Here is a 15,267-nt window from a genome sequence, read left to right as displayed (position 1 = left end):
GCCGCGTCCGACGAGTCCCATGAAGATCACCTTCCTCCTGCCGCCGGTGAACATGAGCGGTGGCATCCGGGTCATCACGATCCATGCGAAGAGGCTCGCCGAGCGCGGGCATGAGGTGACGCTCGTCTCCACGCCCAAGCCCAAGACGCGCAAGCTTCATCACATCAAGGCGGCGCTGGGCCTGTGGCCGACGCCCAAGTCGCACCTGGACGGGCTGGGCCTGGACCATCGCGTGCTGGAGACGGCGCGCCCCATCGTCGATGCCGACGTGCCCGATGCCGACGTGGTGGTGGCAACCTGGTGGGAGACCGCCGAGTGGGCCGCGAAGCTGTCGCCGCGCAAGGGCCGCAAGGTCTACTTCGTGCAGGGCTACGAGATCTTCCACAAGGCCGGCGCCGACCGCTGCCGCGCCACCTACCGCATGCCGTTCAAGAAGATCGTCGTCGCGCGCTGGCTGGCCCGCGTGATGGCCGAGGAATACGGCGACCCGGATTCGACCATCGTCCACAACAGCGTGGACCATGCCCAGTTCCATGCGCCCGTGCGCGGCAAGCAGCTGCGGCCGACGGTGGGCTTCCTGTACTCCGACGCCGAGGTGAAGGGCGTGGACGTGGCCATCCGCGCCATCGACATGCTGCGCGAGCGCATCCCCGGCCTGCGCGTCGTCAGCTTCGGTTCATCGCAGCCGGAGTCGGGTGCCGACAAGCTCGGCGAGTTCCATTTCGATCCGCCTCAGCACACACTCAAGGATCTGTACGCCGCCTGCGACGTGTGGATCGCCGCCAGCCGCAGCGAGGGCTTCAACCTCACCGCGATGGAGGCCATGGCCTGCCGCACGCCGGTGGTCTCCACCAAGACCGGCTGGCCTGAAGAGGCGATCACCGACGGCATCAACGGCGCGCTCGTGGAGATCGACGATGCCCAAGGCCTGGCCGACCATGCCCAGGCGATTCTTTCCCTGCCCGACGAGCGCTGGCGCGCGATGTCGCAGGCAGCCTTCGACACCGTGCGCGACAGCTCCTGGGAGCGTTGCGCGGACCAATTCGAGTCGGCGCTTGAAGACGCCGTCCGCCAACACCATGGCAGCAGTGCTGCCGTGCCAAGAGGATGACAGTGAGCAAGACCGCCAGTGAGGCAGCACCGAACGACACCACGAACACGGGCCAGGGATTGATGGCGGCTGTCCGCCGCTTCTGGGCCTGGTCCGGCAAGGTGTGCGAGCAGACCGGCCTGCGCCGGCTGCGCGCACGCGTGGGCTTCGTCGTGAAGGCGCTGGCCTTGCGCGAAGACCTGGACGCATTCGCCGGCGCGCGGCCCGGCAGTCCGCTGGCGCGTGCCTTCGAGCAGCGCCCCGAGATGGTGGGGGCCGCTGTGTGGCCGTACATCTGCGCGCGCTGGGACGGCCAGCGCCGCCTCGCGCAGATCCGATCCCACTACGACGCAGTCGATGCGATCGGCGGCGTTGTCGACTTTCCCATCGACCAGTCGCGGCAGCTCCTGGACCTGGCCGCAGAGCATGAAGGCCTGAAGGTGGTGCTGGACCAGCCGCGCTGGTTCATGCGCGAAGGCCAGCTCGTGCTCAACCTCTTCGCCGGCGACGTGCGCATCTATTCCATCGCCTTCTCGCTGGGCCGCGAGAACGGCGCCACCGTGGCCTGGATCGGCGCGATCCAGGGCGGCAACAGCGAAGGCGTGATGGCCGACTACAAGGACCTCACCAAGGCCCTGCACGGCATGCGCCCGCGCGACTTCCTGGTGGAGCTCGTGCGCAGCCTGTGCCGCTCGCTGGGCGTGAGCAAGATCATGGCCGTGGCCGACGCCAGCCGGCAGCATCGCGCGGCCTACTTCGGTGCCGCCAAGTCCGAGACGCTCTCGCTGAACTACGACGAGATCTGGACCGAGCGCGGTGCGCAGAAGGTCACCGACGACTTCTTCTCGCTGGCCATCGAGGCGCCGCTGAAGTCGCTCGATGACGTGCCCTCGAAGAAGCGCGCCATGTACCGCCGCCGCTATGAACTGCTCGAATCGCTGGATTCGCGCATCGCCGAGGCGGTGGCCGCGGGCAAGGAAAGCGCTGCATGATCCAGCTCGCCAGCCCTGGTCCGGTGGACGTGTCGGTGATCGTGGTGAACTACAACACCGCGCACCTGCTGCACGAGATGCGCGATGCGCTCATGCGCTCCGCGCGCGGGCTGGCGATCGAGCTCATCATCATCGACAACGCCTCGCGCGACGACTCCGCCGAGGTGCTGCGCCGCGACTTCGCCGACGCCACGCTCATCTTCAACAACAAGAACGTGGGCTTCGGCCGGGCCAACAACCAGGGCCTGGCGCATGCGCGGGGCCGGCACATCCTGCTGCTCAACACCGATGCCTTCGTGGCCGAGGACACGCTGCGCAAGACGGTGAAGTACATGGACGAGCACCCTGATTGCGGCGTGCTGGGCGTGCGCCTGGAAGGCCGCGACGGCGTGCTGCAGCCGTGCTGCCGCTACTTCCCGACGCCCTGGAACGTGTTCCTCAAGCGCACCGGCTGGCATTCCATCTTCCGCGGCACGCGGCTGGTGGACGACATGGGCTGGGACCACGCCTCCATCCGCGAATGCGACTGGGTCATCGGCTGCTACTTCCTGATCCGCCGCGAGGTGGTGCAGAAGGTGGGCCTGTTCGACGACCGCTTCTTCCTCTACAGCGAAGAGGTGGACCTGTGCTGGTCCACCAAGGCCGCCGGCTGGAAGGTGGTGTTCTTCCCCGAGACGACGGTGGTCCACCTGGGCGGCGAGAGCGCCAAGTCGGACGCGCAGCTCACCGCGGGACGGCAGATCTCGGCCTTGCAGGTCGAGAGCGAGCTGCTGTTCTTCCGCAAGCGCTTCGGCCTGGGCGGCGCGCTGGCGGCCCTGTTCCTCTCCACCATTGCGGACGTGCTGGACGTCCTCAAGAGCAGCATCAGGCGGCGTTGGCCGCGGGTGGCTGAAGCACGCAAGCACCTGGGCTTGTACTGGACCAGCGTTGGGCAGACGCGGCTGGGCTCACGGGCCACACGCTGAAGAGAAGAAGCAGAAAGCAGGCACCTTGAAGTTAAGACGAATCGCCCGCGTGAGTTTCGACCGGATGGCTGCGGCCACCGGCCTGCTCGCGCTCGCCGAGTCCCGCATGCGAGGCCGGATGACCATCCTGACCTTCCATCGCGTGCTGCCCGACGAACTCTTCAAGGACTACCTGTTCCCCTCGCTGGCCGTGTCCGAGTCCATGTTCCGCGGGCAGATGGAATCCATCGCCCGCCGCTGCCAGGTGGTGACGCTGGAGGAGGGGCTGCAGGCGCTGAAATCCGGCCAGGCCGAGGGCGACAAACCCATGGTCGCCGTGACCTTCGACGACGGCTACGCCGACAATGTGCGGGTGGCCGCGCCCATCATGAATGCCCATGGCGTGCGGGCCACGTTTTTTGTCGTGACCGGTTTCATCGGGACGGACGCAGAACTCTGGTATGACGTCGCCGCGCGGCGCTGGCAGATCGCGACGCTGGAACAACTGGCGGCGGCCTGCCGTGCCTGCGGCATCGATGCCTCGTGGATGAAGAAGGCCAAGCCCGACATTGGACATTGGATGAGCTTTCTCAAGAGACTTGAACCGGCCCAGCGCGCCAACGTGGTGGCGGAGCTGGCCGACCCCGGCCCGCTGGAGTCGCGCCGGCACCTGGACCGCCTGATGACGGCCGAGGAGCTGCGCGAGCTCGTGGACGCGGGTCACGTGATCGGCTCGCACACCATGAGCCACCCGCTGCTGCCCCAGCTGGATGCCGCCTCGCTCAAGGCGGAGCTGGAGACCTCGCTCAGCCAGCTGCAGAAGTGGCTCGGCCAGCCGGTGCGCGGCTTCTCCTATCCGAACGGCGACCATGACGACCGCGTGCGCCAGGCGGTGGCCGATGCCGGCTGCACCCATGCCTGCACCACCCGCACCGGCCGCAACGGGCCTGAGGCCGACCCGATGCGGCTGAGCCGCATCGACATGCATCCGTCGCGCGCCAGCGGCCTGCACGGCGAATTCGACGAGCCGTCGTTCCGCGCGTCCATCTCCTTGATCCACCCCTACCCCTGGTCCAGATGAAGCAGCTTGGCGTGGTGGTCATCGGACGCAACGAAGGCGAACGCCTGCGTCGCTGCCTCGAATCGATGAGCGGCATGGGGCCGGTCGTCGTCTACGTGGACTCCGGCTCGACGGATGGCTCGGTCGAGATGGCGCGCTCGCGCGGCGTCGAGGTGGTGGCGCTGGACATGTCGGTCCCGTTCACCGCGGCGCGTGCGCGCAATGCCGGCTTTGCCCGGCTGCGGCAGGTCTCGCCCGACATCGAGTTCGTGCAGTTCGTCGACGGCGACTGCGAGGTCATCGACGGCTGGCTCCAGGACGCCATGTCCTTCCTGCAGGACCGCGCCGACGTCTCCTGCGTGTGCGGCCGCCTGCGCGAGCGCTTCCCCGAACGCTCGGTCTACAACCGCCTGTGCGACTTCGAATGGGACCGCGCTCCCGGCGAGACCGAGGCCTGCGGTGGCATCGCGATGATGCGAGCCGCGGTGTTCCAGGAGATGGGCGCCTTCCGCGAGGACATGGTGGCCGGCGAAGAGCCCGAGCTGTGCCAGCGCATGCGTGCCAAGGGTTGGAAGATCTGGCGCCTGCCTTCGGCCATGGCCTGGCACGACGCGGCCATGCTGCGCTTCGGCCAGTGGTGGAAGCGCTCCAAGCGCACCGGCTTCGGCAACGCGCAACGCCTGTGGCTCACGGGGCGCGACACCGATGCGAGCATCGTCAAGCAGAGCCTGCGCACCTGGCTGTGGGCGGTGCTGCTGCCGCTGGTGTCGCTGGCAGGCGTGATCCGATTCGGCCGGCTGGGCCTGCTCCTGCTGCTGCTGTACCCCTTGCAGGTGCTGCGCATCGCCGTCGCGATGGACCGCGGCTGGCGTTTCAACCTGGAACGCGGCTTCTTCCTCGTGCTGGGCAAGTTCCCCGAGCTGGTGGGACAGATCCAGTTCTGGATGGGCCACAAGAAGCGCCAGGGCTCCACCACCTTCGACTACAAGTCCTGATCTCTGGAGCACGCCTTCGTGCGAGTCGCCTACCTCGTCAACCAGTATCCCGCCGTCAGCCACACCTTCATCCGCCGCGAGATCCACGCGCTGGAACGGTTGGGTGTGCAGGTGGACCGCATTGCCCTGCGAGGCTGGGAGCTGACGCTGGTCGATCCGCTGGACATCGAGGAGCGCGGCAAGACGCGCTACGTGCTGCAAGGTGGTCCGCTGAGGCTGCTGGGCACGATGTTCAAGGCGGCGGTGAGCACGCCGGGCGCGTTCCTGCGCGGCTGGAAGCTGGCCTGGGCCATGTCGCGCGGGGCGGAGAAGTCCTGGCCCGTGCACCTGGCCTACCTGGCCGAAGCCTGCGTGATCCGGCAGTGGCTCGCGCACAGCGGCGCCACCCACCTGCACGCGCACTTCGCGACCAATCCTGCCGAGGTGGCCATGCTGGTCCGCGCGATCGGCGGGCCGGCCTACAGCTTCACCGCGCACGGCTCGGACATCATGGACCGCCCGGCGCAGGTCGGCCTCCAGCAGACGGTGGGCCGTGCTGCCTTCGCCATCGCGGTCTGCTCCTATGGACGCAGCCAGATCTTCAAGTGGATCGCCCAGCCGCTGTGGGACCGGGTGCACGTGGTGCGCTGCGGCCTGGAGCGCGGCTATGGCGACGCGGCGGCTGCCGTGCAGGGCGCCACGCGGCGGCTGGTGTGCGTGGGCCGGCTGTCCAAGGAGAAGGGCCAGTTGCTGCTGCTGAAGGCGGCTGCGCAGGCGCGATCCTTGTCGACACAGCCGTTCGAGATCGTCCTGGCCGGCGACGGTCCGCAGCGTGCGGAGGTGGAGGCACTCGTGGAGTCGCTGGACCTGCGCGACTGCGTGCGCATCACCGGCTGGCTCGACGCCGCCGGTGTGCAGAAGGAGCTCGCCCAGGCGTCGGCGCTGGTCGTGCCCAGCCTGTCGGAGGGCCTGCCGGTGGTGATCATGGAAGCCATGGCCAGCAGCCGGCCGGTCATCGCGCCCTATCTGGCGGGCATCCCTGAGCTCGTGCTGCACGAACGCACCGGCTGGCTGTTCCCGGCCAGCGACGTGCAGGCGCTCGCGCAGGCGATCGCCTCATGCCTGGCCACTGACGTGAGCACCCTGGCCGATCTGGGCCGGGCCGGACGCGAGCGCGTCTGGCAGATGCACGACGTGGACACGGAGGCCCGCCGCCTCAAGGACCTGATGGCCGCCTGATCAGGCGGCGTGCAGCTTCTGGACGATGCGCGGGGCAGGGCCGGCCTGGCCGAGGAGCTGGCCGAGGCCGGCGAGCAGCTCGGCCGACAGCGGCTTGTTGGCGTGCACGACCACCTTGTGCAGCCCGCCGAAGCTCATCTCGCGGTAGCGCGCCAGCACGTCCTCGTCTGACCGTTCTGCCGGCACCCCCAGGTGCAAGGTGAGGCGGCGCCCGCGCAGGCCGGCGCTGAACAGCGGGGTGTTCCACAGGAACTGAGTCGTACCACGCCGGGGCAGGCGCACGTAGAACCATTCCTGGCACTGCGATGCGTCGAGTTCGCCGCCGCGGCGGCGCTTCCAGTGCAGCAGGCCGTCATCCGGCCGTGCGACGCAGTCGCCCAGGCCGTAGTAGTCGAAGCCGTTCTCCTTGGCGAAGCGTGTCGCGATGAACACGTTCACCGAGTTGATCTCGTGCAGCCGCTTGGTGTTGCCGAACACCGACTCTGCGAAACCGAAGCGGATGGCGTTCCAGTAGCGCTTGCCGCGGCGCACGCGCTCGAAGCCGAGGTGGCAGGCCACGGGGGTCTCGCCGGCGTAGACGATGTCCAGCCGCCCGTCGTGCCGCGAGGCGATGTCGTTCACGATGTCGCTGGAGAGCTGGTCGGCCCCGCCGCCGTGGCGGGCGAGGGCGTACGGGCGCAGCATGGTGTCGTCGGCGAAGCGGATCATCTCGGCGCTCTCGGCGCGGCGCACCGTGACCTTGGCGAGCTGCTGGCGCACGATGCGGCGCAGCTTGTCGCCGTAGCCTTCGAGCACCTTGTCGATGGAGCCGTCCAGCGGCACCACCGGCTGGATGTAGCGCGGCACGCGCAACGCGCCGGGCAGCATCAGCTCACTCACTGCCACCGGGTCCCAGCCGGCAGCCGGCGGGCCGCCATTGCCCGACAGGTGCAGGTCCACGGCTTCGCGGTGCGCGGCGGTGCCCGAGTAGATGACGCGGTGCGTGCAGCCCGGTGGCGTGGTCTCGATGCGGACCCAGTTCCAGATGCGGGCCTTGCGCGCGAGCTCGCGCAAGGCGGCGAGGGTCCATTTGAGCTCGGCGCGCAGCGACGGCGAAAGCGGCTGGTACAGCCGATAGAGCACGTCGCGAAATGCCATGGAGCCCGATGTTTCCCTGAGTACTGCACGCATCATCGCCCGATGTTCGGGCCAAACCGATGACGTGCAGCTTACTTGGGCTCAGGCGACGGCGCTTCGTGTGACTTACGGACGATGATTCGTGCCGGAATTCCGACGGCGGTGGCACCGGCCGGCACGTCCGAGAGCACGACCGCGTTGGCGCCGATGCGGGCATCGTCGCCGATGGACACGTGGCCCAGCACCTTGGCGCCCGTGCCGATGTACACGCGCGAGCCGATGGTGGGCACGCGGTGGTCGGCCAGGATGCCGATGGTGACCTGCTGCATGAACATGCAGTCGTCGCCGATGACGGCGCGTTCATGCACGACCACGCCCACGGGGTGCGGCAGTCGGAAGTTGGTGCCGAACTTCGCGGTGATGCCCACGTCCGAGCCCGTGAGAACGCTCAGGACCTCGTAGCGCAGGCGCGCCAGCTTGCGCATCACCAGGGCGATCGCGCCGCGCCGGGTCTTGTGGTGCTGGTAGCTGCGGATGCTGTTGAGCAGCGCACGGACGAGCCTGCGCTGGGGATTGCTGTCTTCCGCACTGGGCTGTCTGGGCGGCGTCATGGTCAGCGCGCGAGGGCGGCCGCCGTCACGCCGCCAACGGCCAGGGCGGACAGCACGACGGCCATCACGGGGACGCCGGCACGAACGGCCAGCCAGCCCAGCACGAGGCTGAATGCGGCCACGCCGGCCGCAGCAAAGTAGGGGAACCGGGGCCGGGTGTCGGCCGGGGCGTCAAGGGTGGTGGGATGCTGCATGGAAGCGATCGGGGAGCGGGCGGACCCGGTGACTGCAGGAAAAAACGCCGGGTCAGGCAAGGGTCAGAAGCATACCGCCGCCAGCGCGCCGAGACTTTGCCAAGGTGTAAAGCGTGATGGATTCGACCTAGGGGGATGTCCCCCGTGGACAAGGGGATCGGGCGATGCTTGAAGCGCAAAGGCGCCGTTTCCAGGGGGTGATGCGACAGAATAAGCGTCCTGCGTGGGCCCGGGTTGTCCGGGGAGGCGGCGTCCGGGGCAACCCGGCCGCGCACGGGCAGGCGACGGCATCCCGGAGACAGAATTGCAAAGCCCCAACCAGGGCCGCGGCGCGCAAGCCCGCGACGCCCATCCATCCCATCCTTCGACGTCCGAGATTGCCTGGTTCGAGCTGCCGGCCGACCTTGGCCGCTGCGACGACCAGGCCGCACGCATCGAGGCTGAGACTCGCCTGAATGCGGGGCCGCAGGGCTGGAAGCATGGGGTCGTGGCCTGCTTCGCCACGCTGCTGCATCGGCACACCAACCAGTCATCGCTGGCGCTGGCGGTGGTCGATGCACAAGAGCCGCTGCGCGTGGTTGGCATCGAGTTCGAGGACGGCACCTTGTTGTCACAGGTGATCGGTGCCTGCCAGGCCGCCGCTCCCGCACCCGCCGCGGCAACGCCCAGCACCGTCTGCCTGCTGGATGCCGAGGCGAATCCCCTGGCCGGTTCGGCCCCCTTGGCCCTGGCGTGCTCGGCCGATGGCGACGCGCTGCGCGTGCGCCTGTCCTTCGATGGCCGGCTCTTCAGGGCCGAGCGCATGTCCGAGCTGCTGGCGCAGCTGGGGGTGTTGTGGGACCAGGCCTGTCGGGACGCGAACCGGCCCGTGCTCACGTATTCGCTGATGACCGACCTGGGCCGCCGCCTGCTGCCCGATCCGTCGCAGCCCATCGAGGTGCCACGCTATCCGCTGATGCCCGAGGCCTTCGCCGCGATGGCGGCATCGCGTCCGGATGACGTCGCGATACGCAAGGCCGGACGCACCTGGTCCTACCGGGAGGTCGACCGCAGCTCTTCGGCGCTGGCGGCCACGCTGTGCGGCCTGGGCGTCACGCCGTCGGACGTGGTGGTGGTCACCGGCCCGCGCAGCTTCGGTACGGTCAGTTCGGTGCTGGGCACCTTCCGCAGCGGTGCCACCTTGCTGACCATCGATCCGAAGCTGCCGCTGGACCGGCAGCGGGTGATGGTGCAGCAGGCCTCGGCGCGGTTCATGGTGCGCATCGGGCCATCGAGCGCGCTCGATGGCGACGGGCTGCAGGTGATCGAGATCGATCCGGACAGCGGTCTCGTCAAAGGCGCGGCGCCGGGTGCCGTGTCGCAGTCGGCATTGCCCGACCTCGTGCCCTCGGCACCCGCCTACATCTTCTTCACCTCCGGCAGCACCGGCGTGCCCAAGGGCGTGGTGGGCTGCCACCAGGGCCTCGCGCACTTCCTCGACTGGCAGCGCAAGACCTTCGAGATCGGCCCGGGCGACCGTGCGGCGCAGATCACGACGCTGTCCTTCGACATGGTGCTGCGCGACATGTTCCTCGCGCTCACCAGCGGGGCCACGCTGAGCATCCCCGAAGAGGCCGACGTGCTCGACCCCGGCGCCATCCTGTCGTGGATGGCCTCCGAACGCATCAGCGTGCTGCACGTGGTGCCCTCGCTGCTGCGCGCCTGGATCAACAACGCGCCCGAAGGCCTGAAGCTGCCGGCGCTGCGGCGCGTGTTCCTGGCTGGCGAGCCGCTGACCGATTCGCTCATCAAGAGTTTCCGCGCGAGCTTCGGCGAGAAGGATGCGCTGGTCACCAACTTCTACGGGCCGACCGAGACGACGCTCATCAAGTGCTTCCACCCGGTGCTGCAGCCCGAGCCGGGCGTGCAGCCGGTGGGGCGGCCACAGCCGCAGACGCAGATCGTCATCCTCAACCGCGCGAAGCAGGTCTGCGGTGTGCACGAGCTGGGCGAGATCGCGATCCGCACGCCCTTCCGCACGCTGGGCTACCTGAACGCGCCGGAGACGACGGCCAAGGTCTTCGTGCCCAATCCGTTCAGCGACCAGGCCGGTGACCTGCTCTACATGACGGGCGACAGCGGCTGCTACCGCGCGGACGGGCTCATCGTCATGCGCGGCCGCATGGACAACCAAGTCAAGATCCGCGGCGTGCGCGTCGAGCCGGGAGAGATCGAGGCGGCCATCGGCCACTGCCCCGGCGTGAAGGAGGCCGCGGTCGTGGCGCACGAGGGCGAGCAGGGCAAGTACCTGGTGGCCTATGTGGTGTTCAGCGCCAGCCAGCCGACTTCCTCGGTGCGCGACTTCCTGCGCGCGCGGCTGCCGGAGAACATGGTGCCGTCGGCCTTCGTCGTCCTCGATGCCTTGCCGCTGCTGCCCAACGGGAAGGTGAACCGCAAGGCGCTGACGCCGCCGGCTGCGTCGCCGGAACCCGCAACTGCACCGCTGGATGCGGCCGATGCGCCGCGCAATGCCCGCGAGGCCGAGCTCATCGCGATCTGGCAAAGCGTGCTGGGCCATGGCCGCGTTGGCGTGAACGACAGCTTCGTCGAACTGGGCGGCGATTCGCTCACCGCCATCACGGCGCTCGTGCGCATGCAGCGGCTTGGCATCCCGGACGGGTATGCACGGGGCATCTTCCAGGGCTGGTCCATCCGCCAGATCGTGCAGATGGCCGAAGGCAAGGCGCCCGTCGAAGACATGGGCATGCCGCCCAAAGTGCGCACCAACCTCTTCGTGAACGTGATGCGCGGCGTCCTCGTGGCCATCCTCGTGGCGGGGCACTGGTTCGAAGGGCTGCTCAACCGGCTGCCGGATGCGTGGCATGGCGTGGGCAGCACGTTGATGCCGCTGTTCAACGCGGCCACGCCGGGCTTTGCACTGATGTTCGGCCTGAGCCTGGGGTACATCTTCCTGCCGCGCTATGCCAGCGAGCCGCAGGCTGCCACCAAGACCTTGCGACAGGCGATGTGGCTGGTGATCGGCGGCGTGTTCGTGCGTGCGGCCTTCGACATCGGCATGCTCGTGAGCAACGGCGTCGCGCTGGACTCGACGCTCTTCTTCACGAGTTTCTACAGCGCGCTGCTGTACTACGCCATCGCGCTGGCCACGGCGCCGTGGTGGTTCAGGCTCATCACCCGCAGCTCCAACGTGTACCGCACGGTGTTCCTGATGGCGGTGGCGGCGCACTTCATCTACCAGGGCTTCCAGTGGCTGTTCCTGGAGCAGCAGCGAACCGGCTTCGTGGAGCTGATGCGACTGATGGTGGTGGCCAAGTTCAACTACTTCAACATGTCGGCGGGCGCCCTGTGCGGGCTGGCCGGCGGCTACTACCTGCATGAGTGGTCGCAAGGCAAGCATGCGCTGTCGGACCTGTCGCAGCGCCTGGGCCTCGCGGGCCTGGCGGCCACGGTGTTCGGACTGGGGCTGCTGTACCAGTCCACCGGCAGTTTCGAGCAGATCCAGAACGCGGCCATCATGCCTTTGTGGAAGTGGATCTTCTACGGCGGCACCGTGCTGCTGATGGCCTCGCTGCTGTCGGTCGCGCTCAATGCCCATGAGCGCCTGCCTGCGCCGGCACGGGTTGGCTTCAATCTGCTGGGCGTGCTGGGCCAGCTGTCGCTGCCCATCTTCGTGTGCCACAACCTCGTGCTTCGCATCAAGGGATTGCTGGTGCATTGGGGCATGCCCGGCGGCCCGGCGCTCATCATTCCGCTGGCGATGTTCTTCGGCGGCTTCGGGTGGGTGATGGCCAAGCTGTACGCGCTGTACTACGGCTCGGTGAGCGGTGCCGCTTCCAAGGCGCAGGAACAACCGGCGGGCGCTTCCGCATGAGCACGGCTGCGCACGGGTTTCTCGGCGTGCTGGGCGGCATGGGGCCGCTCGCGACGGCGGACTTCATGAGCAAGCTCGCGCGCAACTGCACCGCACGTTGCGACCAGGAGCACATCCCCGTGCTGCTGTACGGCGACTGCACCACGCCCGACCGCACCGCCAGCATCGTCGGCCATGGGCCATCGCCGTTGCCGCAGCTGCTGTCGGGCATTGAGTTCCTCAACCGCGCCGGCGTGTCGGCCATCTGCATTCCCTGCAACAGCGCGCACCACTGGTATGCGCAGATGGCGCAGGCCTCAGCGGTGCCCATCCTGCACATCGCCGAGGCCAGCGTGTCGCAGGTGCGTGTGCACAACCCGAAGGCCCAGGTGGTGGGCGTGATGTCCACGCTGGGCACCCACAGCACCGGCATCTACGAACAGGCGCTGCGCGACCGCGGCTTCGATGTGCTGTCGGCGACGCCCCTGCAATTCGAGACGCTGGTGTCGCCGGGCATCGCCCACGTGAAGGCCAACGAGATCGACCAGGCACAGGCGGCCTTCGAGCAGGTGGCACTCAGCCTGTTCGACCGCGGCGCGGACGTCATCATCCTCGGCTGCACCGAGATTCCCATCGGGCTGCAGCGGGAGTGCGCGGCGCATCCGGCGCGGTACGTGGATTCGACCGATGCGCTGACGCTCGCGGCCATCGATCACTTCCGGCGTGCCACTGCCGTTCGATGAGCGAAGGCCTGCCGTTCAAGCTCGGTGCGGCGGTCCTGCAGCGCATCGAACCGCTGGTGCCGGCCAACGAGCCTGGCGGCGGTGACGCCCAGATCCTTGCGTCACGGCGCCTGGCGCGCCAGCGGCAGTTCCAGACGGGCCGGCGCTGTGCTGCCGAGCTGCTGTCGGCGCTGGGCAGCAGCGTCACGGAAGTCGGCGTGGCAGCCGATCGCTCGCCGGTGTGGCCGCCCGGTTTCGTCGGCTCGATCACCCACAAGGACACGATCCTCGGCGTGGCCGTCGCGAAGGCGAGCGCGGTCGGGGCGGTGGGCATCGACATCGAGCGGGTGCTGTCGCCGAAGCTTGCCGACGATGTGGAGAGCGTCTGCCTGATCGCCAGGGAGCGTGAACTCGGGCGGCGCCTGGGCATCGAGCGCTGCCTGTTCGCGACCTTGTGCTTCTCCGCCAAGGAGAGCCTGTACAAGTGCCTGTACCCGTCGGTGCGGCGCTTCTTCGATCACTTCGCTGCGGAAGTGATCGAACTCGACGTTGCCGAAGGCACGATGCGGCTGCGGCTGAACGAGCACCTGTCTTCGGCAGCCCCGCTGGGTCGGGTGCTGGCCGGCAGCTTCAGGCTCAGGGACGATCACGCCTTCACGTCCTTCGAGCTGCCGCCATGAAAAAAGCGCGGCGCCCGAAGGCGCCGCGCTTGTCTTCAAGTGGGCTGACTTACTTGATGCTCACCGTCGGCGGGGGCGACGGCGGGGTGCGGTCATAGGCGCCGATGTTCGACGTACCGGAGATGACGCTGTACAGCGTGTTGCCCGTATTCAGCAGGGGCGAGGTGGCCGTTGCCTTCATCGAGTAGCCGTTGGCCGCCGAGGGCACCGCCACCAGCAGCGGATCCTTGAACTGGCCGTTGCGGTCGAAGCCGGCGGCTTGTGCATCGGCCAGCTTGCTGTAGGTGGCGCTGTAGGCGACGCCGCCGGTGGAGTAGCACAGGTTGTTGTCGAAGGCCGTGAAGCTGGCCAGCGTCAGGCCCTTGGTGCTGAAGCACGAGGTGCCCGAGGCTGCGGAGCCGAAGACCACCATGTTCGACACCACCTTGTGCCCGGTGCCGTAGGTCTCCGTGCGGATGCCCTGGCTGCCATAAGTCGGCGAGGTGACGTAGATCGAGTTGTTGCGCACCGTCAGGTTGGTGTCCGCGGCGTCGACGCCGACCTCGATGTTCTCCGATGGCATGGCGATGCCGACGAACAGGCCCGAGGTTTCCTTGACGATGAAGTTGTTCTCGATCACGCAGCTCGGGCAGGAGCCGACGGCGATGCCGATGGTGCCCGGGTTGATGACCTTGTTGCCGCGGATGATCGCGCCGGTGAACGACTCGGCGATGCTGCCGTAGCCGGGGTTCACCTGGATGCCATAGCAGCCGGGGCCGGCGCCGGTGGTCTCGTCGATGACGTTGTTCTCGATCACCAGGCCCACTTGCTTGCCGTGCGCCACGATGGGCACGCCGCCGCAGACGCCGCCGCTCACCGCGCTGCGCGTCAGCGTGTTGCCGCGCACGACGACGTTGGTGCCCTCGGTGCTGATGTAGATGTTGTGGTTGCGGTTGATCATCGTGCCGCCGCCGAAACCGTTGTTGTCGAAACGGTTGTTCTCCACCAGCACGTTGGCGCAGCCACCGAGGTAGCCGATGTCCTTGTTGTCGTGGATGTTGGAGTTGCGCAGCGTGATGTAGTCGTTGCGGGCGTTGCTGCCGGCATTGGCCGCGTTGGACTCCGAGCAGTTCACACCGATGGCGAAGCCGCTGATGTCCAGGTTCTCGAGGGTGATGTAGTCGGCATCGTTGTAGATGAACACGCCGATGCTGGAGCCCGAACCACGCAGGTCCAGGTTGCGCACCACGTAGCCTTCGTCGTGGTCGGCGTTGCCGGAGTCCTCGAACTGCACGGCCTGAGCGCCGGTGGGGGCCATCAGGATGGGCTTTTGCGTGCCCGTGCCCCAGCTGGGCTTGTAGCTGTCGAAGACCAGCGGCGTCGCGGCGCGGCTGCGGGTGTTGTAGATCTGCAGGCGGGCGGCGCTGAACGATGCGCCGCGGGCGAAGCGGACTTCGTCGCCGGCCAGCAGGCTGCCGATCATCGACGAGGCCTTGCTGACCGTCTTCCAGGGGGTGGCGGGGCTGGTGCCGTTGTTGGCGTCATTGCCAGCCACGCAGCCGGCCGCTGCGCCAGCTTGGCAGTCCGACACGTAGTAGACCGTGGCCGACGCGGATGCGCTCATCAGCGCGATGGCGGCGGCGGACAAACCGGCTTTCAAAATCGAATTCATCTTCATTGCTCCAATCGGACCCCGCTTGAACCCGACCTCCCGGGCCTTGCGGAATCTAACCTCAAATCGTCACGTCAACCTGACGCAGATTCCTCATTTCGCCGATCCGCGCAATGCTCATGGTGCGGACCGGTGCGGTGCTCA

At 68.0% G+C, this 15,267-nt stretch carries 13 protein-coding genes; 9 read left to right on the top strand and 4 right to left on the bottom strand.

Annotation, left to right across the window (positions count from 1 at the left end; translation table 11 throughout):
* Nucleotides 1-19: 19 nt before the first annotated feature.
* From DZC73_RS04810 to DZC73_RS04785, 6 genes are read left to right on the top strand one after another with little or no spacing between them, the layout of a single operon-like run.
* Complete coding sequence (locus DZC73_RS04810; protein ID WP_124539028.1) at nucleotides 20-1,111, top strand: glycosyltransferase family 4 protein; 1,092 nt, start codon at nucleotides 20-22, stop codon at nucleotides 1,109-1,111.
* A 2-nt stretch (nucleotides 1,112-1,113) separates the two neighbouring features.
* Complete coding sequence (locus DZC73_RS04805; protein ID WP_161974455.1) at nucleotides 1,114-2,082, top strand: VirK/YbjX family protein; 969 nt, start codon at nucleotides 1,114-1,116, stop codon at nucleotides 2,080-2,082.
* Nucleotides 2,079-3,047 carry a glycosyltransferase family 2 protein gene (locus tag DZC73_RS04800; RefSeq protein ID WP_124539026.1) on the top strand — a complete coding sequence of 323 codons (969 nt, stop codon included), beginning with the start codon at nucleotides 2,079-2,081 and terminating at the stop codon, nucleotides 3,045-3,047. The genes DZC73_RS04805 and DZC73_RS04800 overlap by 4 nt, the downstream gene beginning before the upstream one ends.
* 25 nt (nucleotides 3,048-3,072) lie before the next feature.
* The gene (locus tag DZC73_RS04795) at nucleotides 3,073-4,107 is read left to right on the top strand and encodes a polysaccharide deacetylase family protein (RefSeq protein ID WP_161974454.1); all 1,035 of its coding nucleotides are present in this window, start codon (nucleotides 3,073-3,075) and stop codon (nucleotides 4,105-4,107) included.
* Nucleotides 4,104-5,081: a glycosyltransferase family 2 protein gene (locus DZC73_RS04790; protein WP_124539024.1), complete on the top strand. Its 978-nt coding sequence runs from the start codon at nucleotides 4,104-4,106 to the stop codon at nucleotides 5,079-5,081. The genes DZC73_RS04795 and DZC73_RS04790 overlap by 4 nt, the downstream gene beginning before the upstream one ends.
* Before the next feature lie 18 nt (nucleotides 5,082-5,099).
* Complete coding sequence (locus DZC73_RS04785) at nucleotides 5,100-6,299, top strand: glycosyltransferase (RefSeq protein ID WP_124539023.1); 1,200 nt, start codon at nucleotides 5,100-5,102, stop codon at nucleotides 6,297-6,299.
* Here DZC73_RS04785 and DZC73_RS04780 read toward each other — a convergent pair whose 3' ends face one another.
* The 3 genes from DZC73_RS04780 to DZC73_RS04770 all read right to left on the bottom strand — a co-directional run bounded on the left by DZC73_RS04780 (nucleotide 6,300) and on the right by DZC73_RS04770 (nucleotide 8,220).
* Nucleotides 6,300-7,436, bottom strand: coding sequence for a hypothetical protein (locus tag DZC73_RS04780; RefSeq protein ID WP_124539022.1), 1,137 nt, complete (start codon nucleotides 7,434-7,436; stop codon nucleotides 6,300-6,302). It lies immediately after the preceding gene.
* 71 nt (nucleotides 7,437-7,507) lie between these two features.
* Nucleotides 7,508-8,026 (bottom strand): serine O-acetyltransferase, encoded by a 519-nt coding sequence (locus DZC73_RS04775; protein ID WP_124539021.1) that lies wholly within the window; start codon nucleotides 8,024-8,026, stop codon nucleotides 7,508-7,510.
* Nucleotides 8,027-8,028: 2 nt separating this feature from the next.
* The gene (locus DZC73_RS04770; protein ID WP_124539020.1) at nucleotides 8,029-8,220 is read right to left on the bottom strand and encodes a hypothetical protein; all 192 of its coding nucleotides are present in this window, start codon (nucleotides 8,218-8,220) and stop codon (nucleotides 8,029-8,031) included.
* Between the two features lie 304 nt (nucleotides 8,221-8,524).
* On the opposite strand from DZC73_RS04770, the gene DZC73_RS04765 reads away from it, so the two are divergent.
* From DZC73_RS04765 to DZC73_RS04755, 3 genes are read left to right on the top strand one after another with little or no spacing between them, the layout of a single operon-like run.
* Nucleotides 8,525-12,091 (top strand): amino acid adenylation domain-containing protein, encoded by a 3,567-nt coding sequence (locus tag DZC73_RS04765; RefSeq protein WP_124539019.1) that lies wholly within the window; start codon nucleotides 8,525-8,527, stop codon nucleotides 12,089-12,091.
* Nucleotides 12,088-12,813 carry a cysteate racemase gene (gene cuyB / locus DZC73_RS04760; RefSeq protein WP_124539018.1) on the top strand — a complete coding sequence of 242 codons (726 nt, stop codon included), beginning with the start codon at nucleotides 12,088-12,090 and terminating at the stop codon, nucleotides 12,811-12,813. The genes DZC73_RS04765 and cuyB overlap by 4 nt, the downstream gene beginning before the upstream one ends.
* Entirely contained in the window at nucleotides 12,810-13,472 is a 663-nt protein-coding gene (locus DZC73_RS04755) for a 4'-phosphopantetheinyl transferase family protein (protein ID WP_124539017.1), read from the top strand. Before cuyB ends, DZC73_RS04755 begins: the two co-directional genes overlap by 4 nt.
* 49 nt (nucleotides 13,473-13,521) lie before the next feature.
* On the opposite strand, the gene DZC73_RS04750 is transcribed toward DZC73_RS04755, so the two are convergent.
* Nucleotides 13,522-15,123 (bottom strand): right-handed parallel beta-helix repeat-containing protein, encoded by a 1,602-nt coding sequence (locus tag DZC73_RS04750; RefSeq protein ID WP_161974453.1) that lies wholly within the window; start codon nucleotides 15,121-15,123, stop codon nucleotides 13,522-13,524.
* Nucleotides 15,124-15,267 lie beyond the last annotated feature (144 nt).

Origin of the sequence: Rhizobacter terrae, assembly GCF_003852895.1 — a bacterium.
In the GTDB taxonomy this organism is placed as follows: Bacteria; Pseudomonadota; Gammaproteobacteria; order Burkholderiales; family Burkholderiaceae_C; genus Albitalea; species Albitalea terrae.
The sequence above is the reverse complement of the archived record's forward strand: the minus strand, read 5'-3'. Positions and strand labels throughout refer to the sequence as shown.

Bases quoted from the DNA above. Each gene is read 5' to 3' on its own strand.
- DZC73_RS04810 (WP_124539028.1), top strand. From the start codon at position 20: ATGAAGATCACCTTCCTCCTGCCGCCGGTGAACATGAGCGGTGGCATC.
- DZC73_RS04800 (WP_124539026.1), top strand. From the start codon at position 2,079: ATGATCCAGCTCGCCAGCCCTGGTCCGGTGGACGTGTCGGTGATCGTG.
- DZC73_RS04790 (WP_124539024.1), top strand. From the start codon at position 4,104: ATGAAGCAGCTTGGCGTGGTGGTCATCGGACGCAACGAAGGCGAACGC.
- DZC73_RS04780 (WP_124539022.1), bottom strand. From the start codon at position 7,436: ATGGCATTTCGCGACGTGCTCTATCGGCTGTACCAGCCGCTTTCGCCG.
- DZC73_RS04775 (WP_124539021.1), bottom strand. From the start codon at position 8,026: ATGACGCCGCCCAGACAGCCCAGTGCGGAAGACAGCAATCCCCAGCGC.
- DZC73_RS04770 (WP_124539020.1), bottom strand. From the start codon at position 8,220: ATGCAGCATCCCACCACCCTTGACGCCCCGGCCGACACCCGGCCCCGG.
- cuyB (WP_124539018.1), top strand. From the start codon at position 12,088: ATGAGCACGGCTGCGCACGGGTTTCTCGGCGTGCTGGGCGGCATGGGG.
- DZC73_RS04755 (WP_124539017.1), top strand. From the start codon at position 12,810: ATGAGCGAAGGCCTGCCGTTCAAGCTCGGTGCGGCGGTCCTGCAGCGC.
- DZC73_RS04750 (WP_161974453.1), bottom strand. From the start codon at position 15,123: ATGAATTCGATTTTGAAAGCCGGTTTGTCCGCCGCCGCCATCGCGCTG.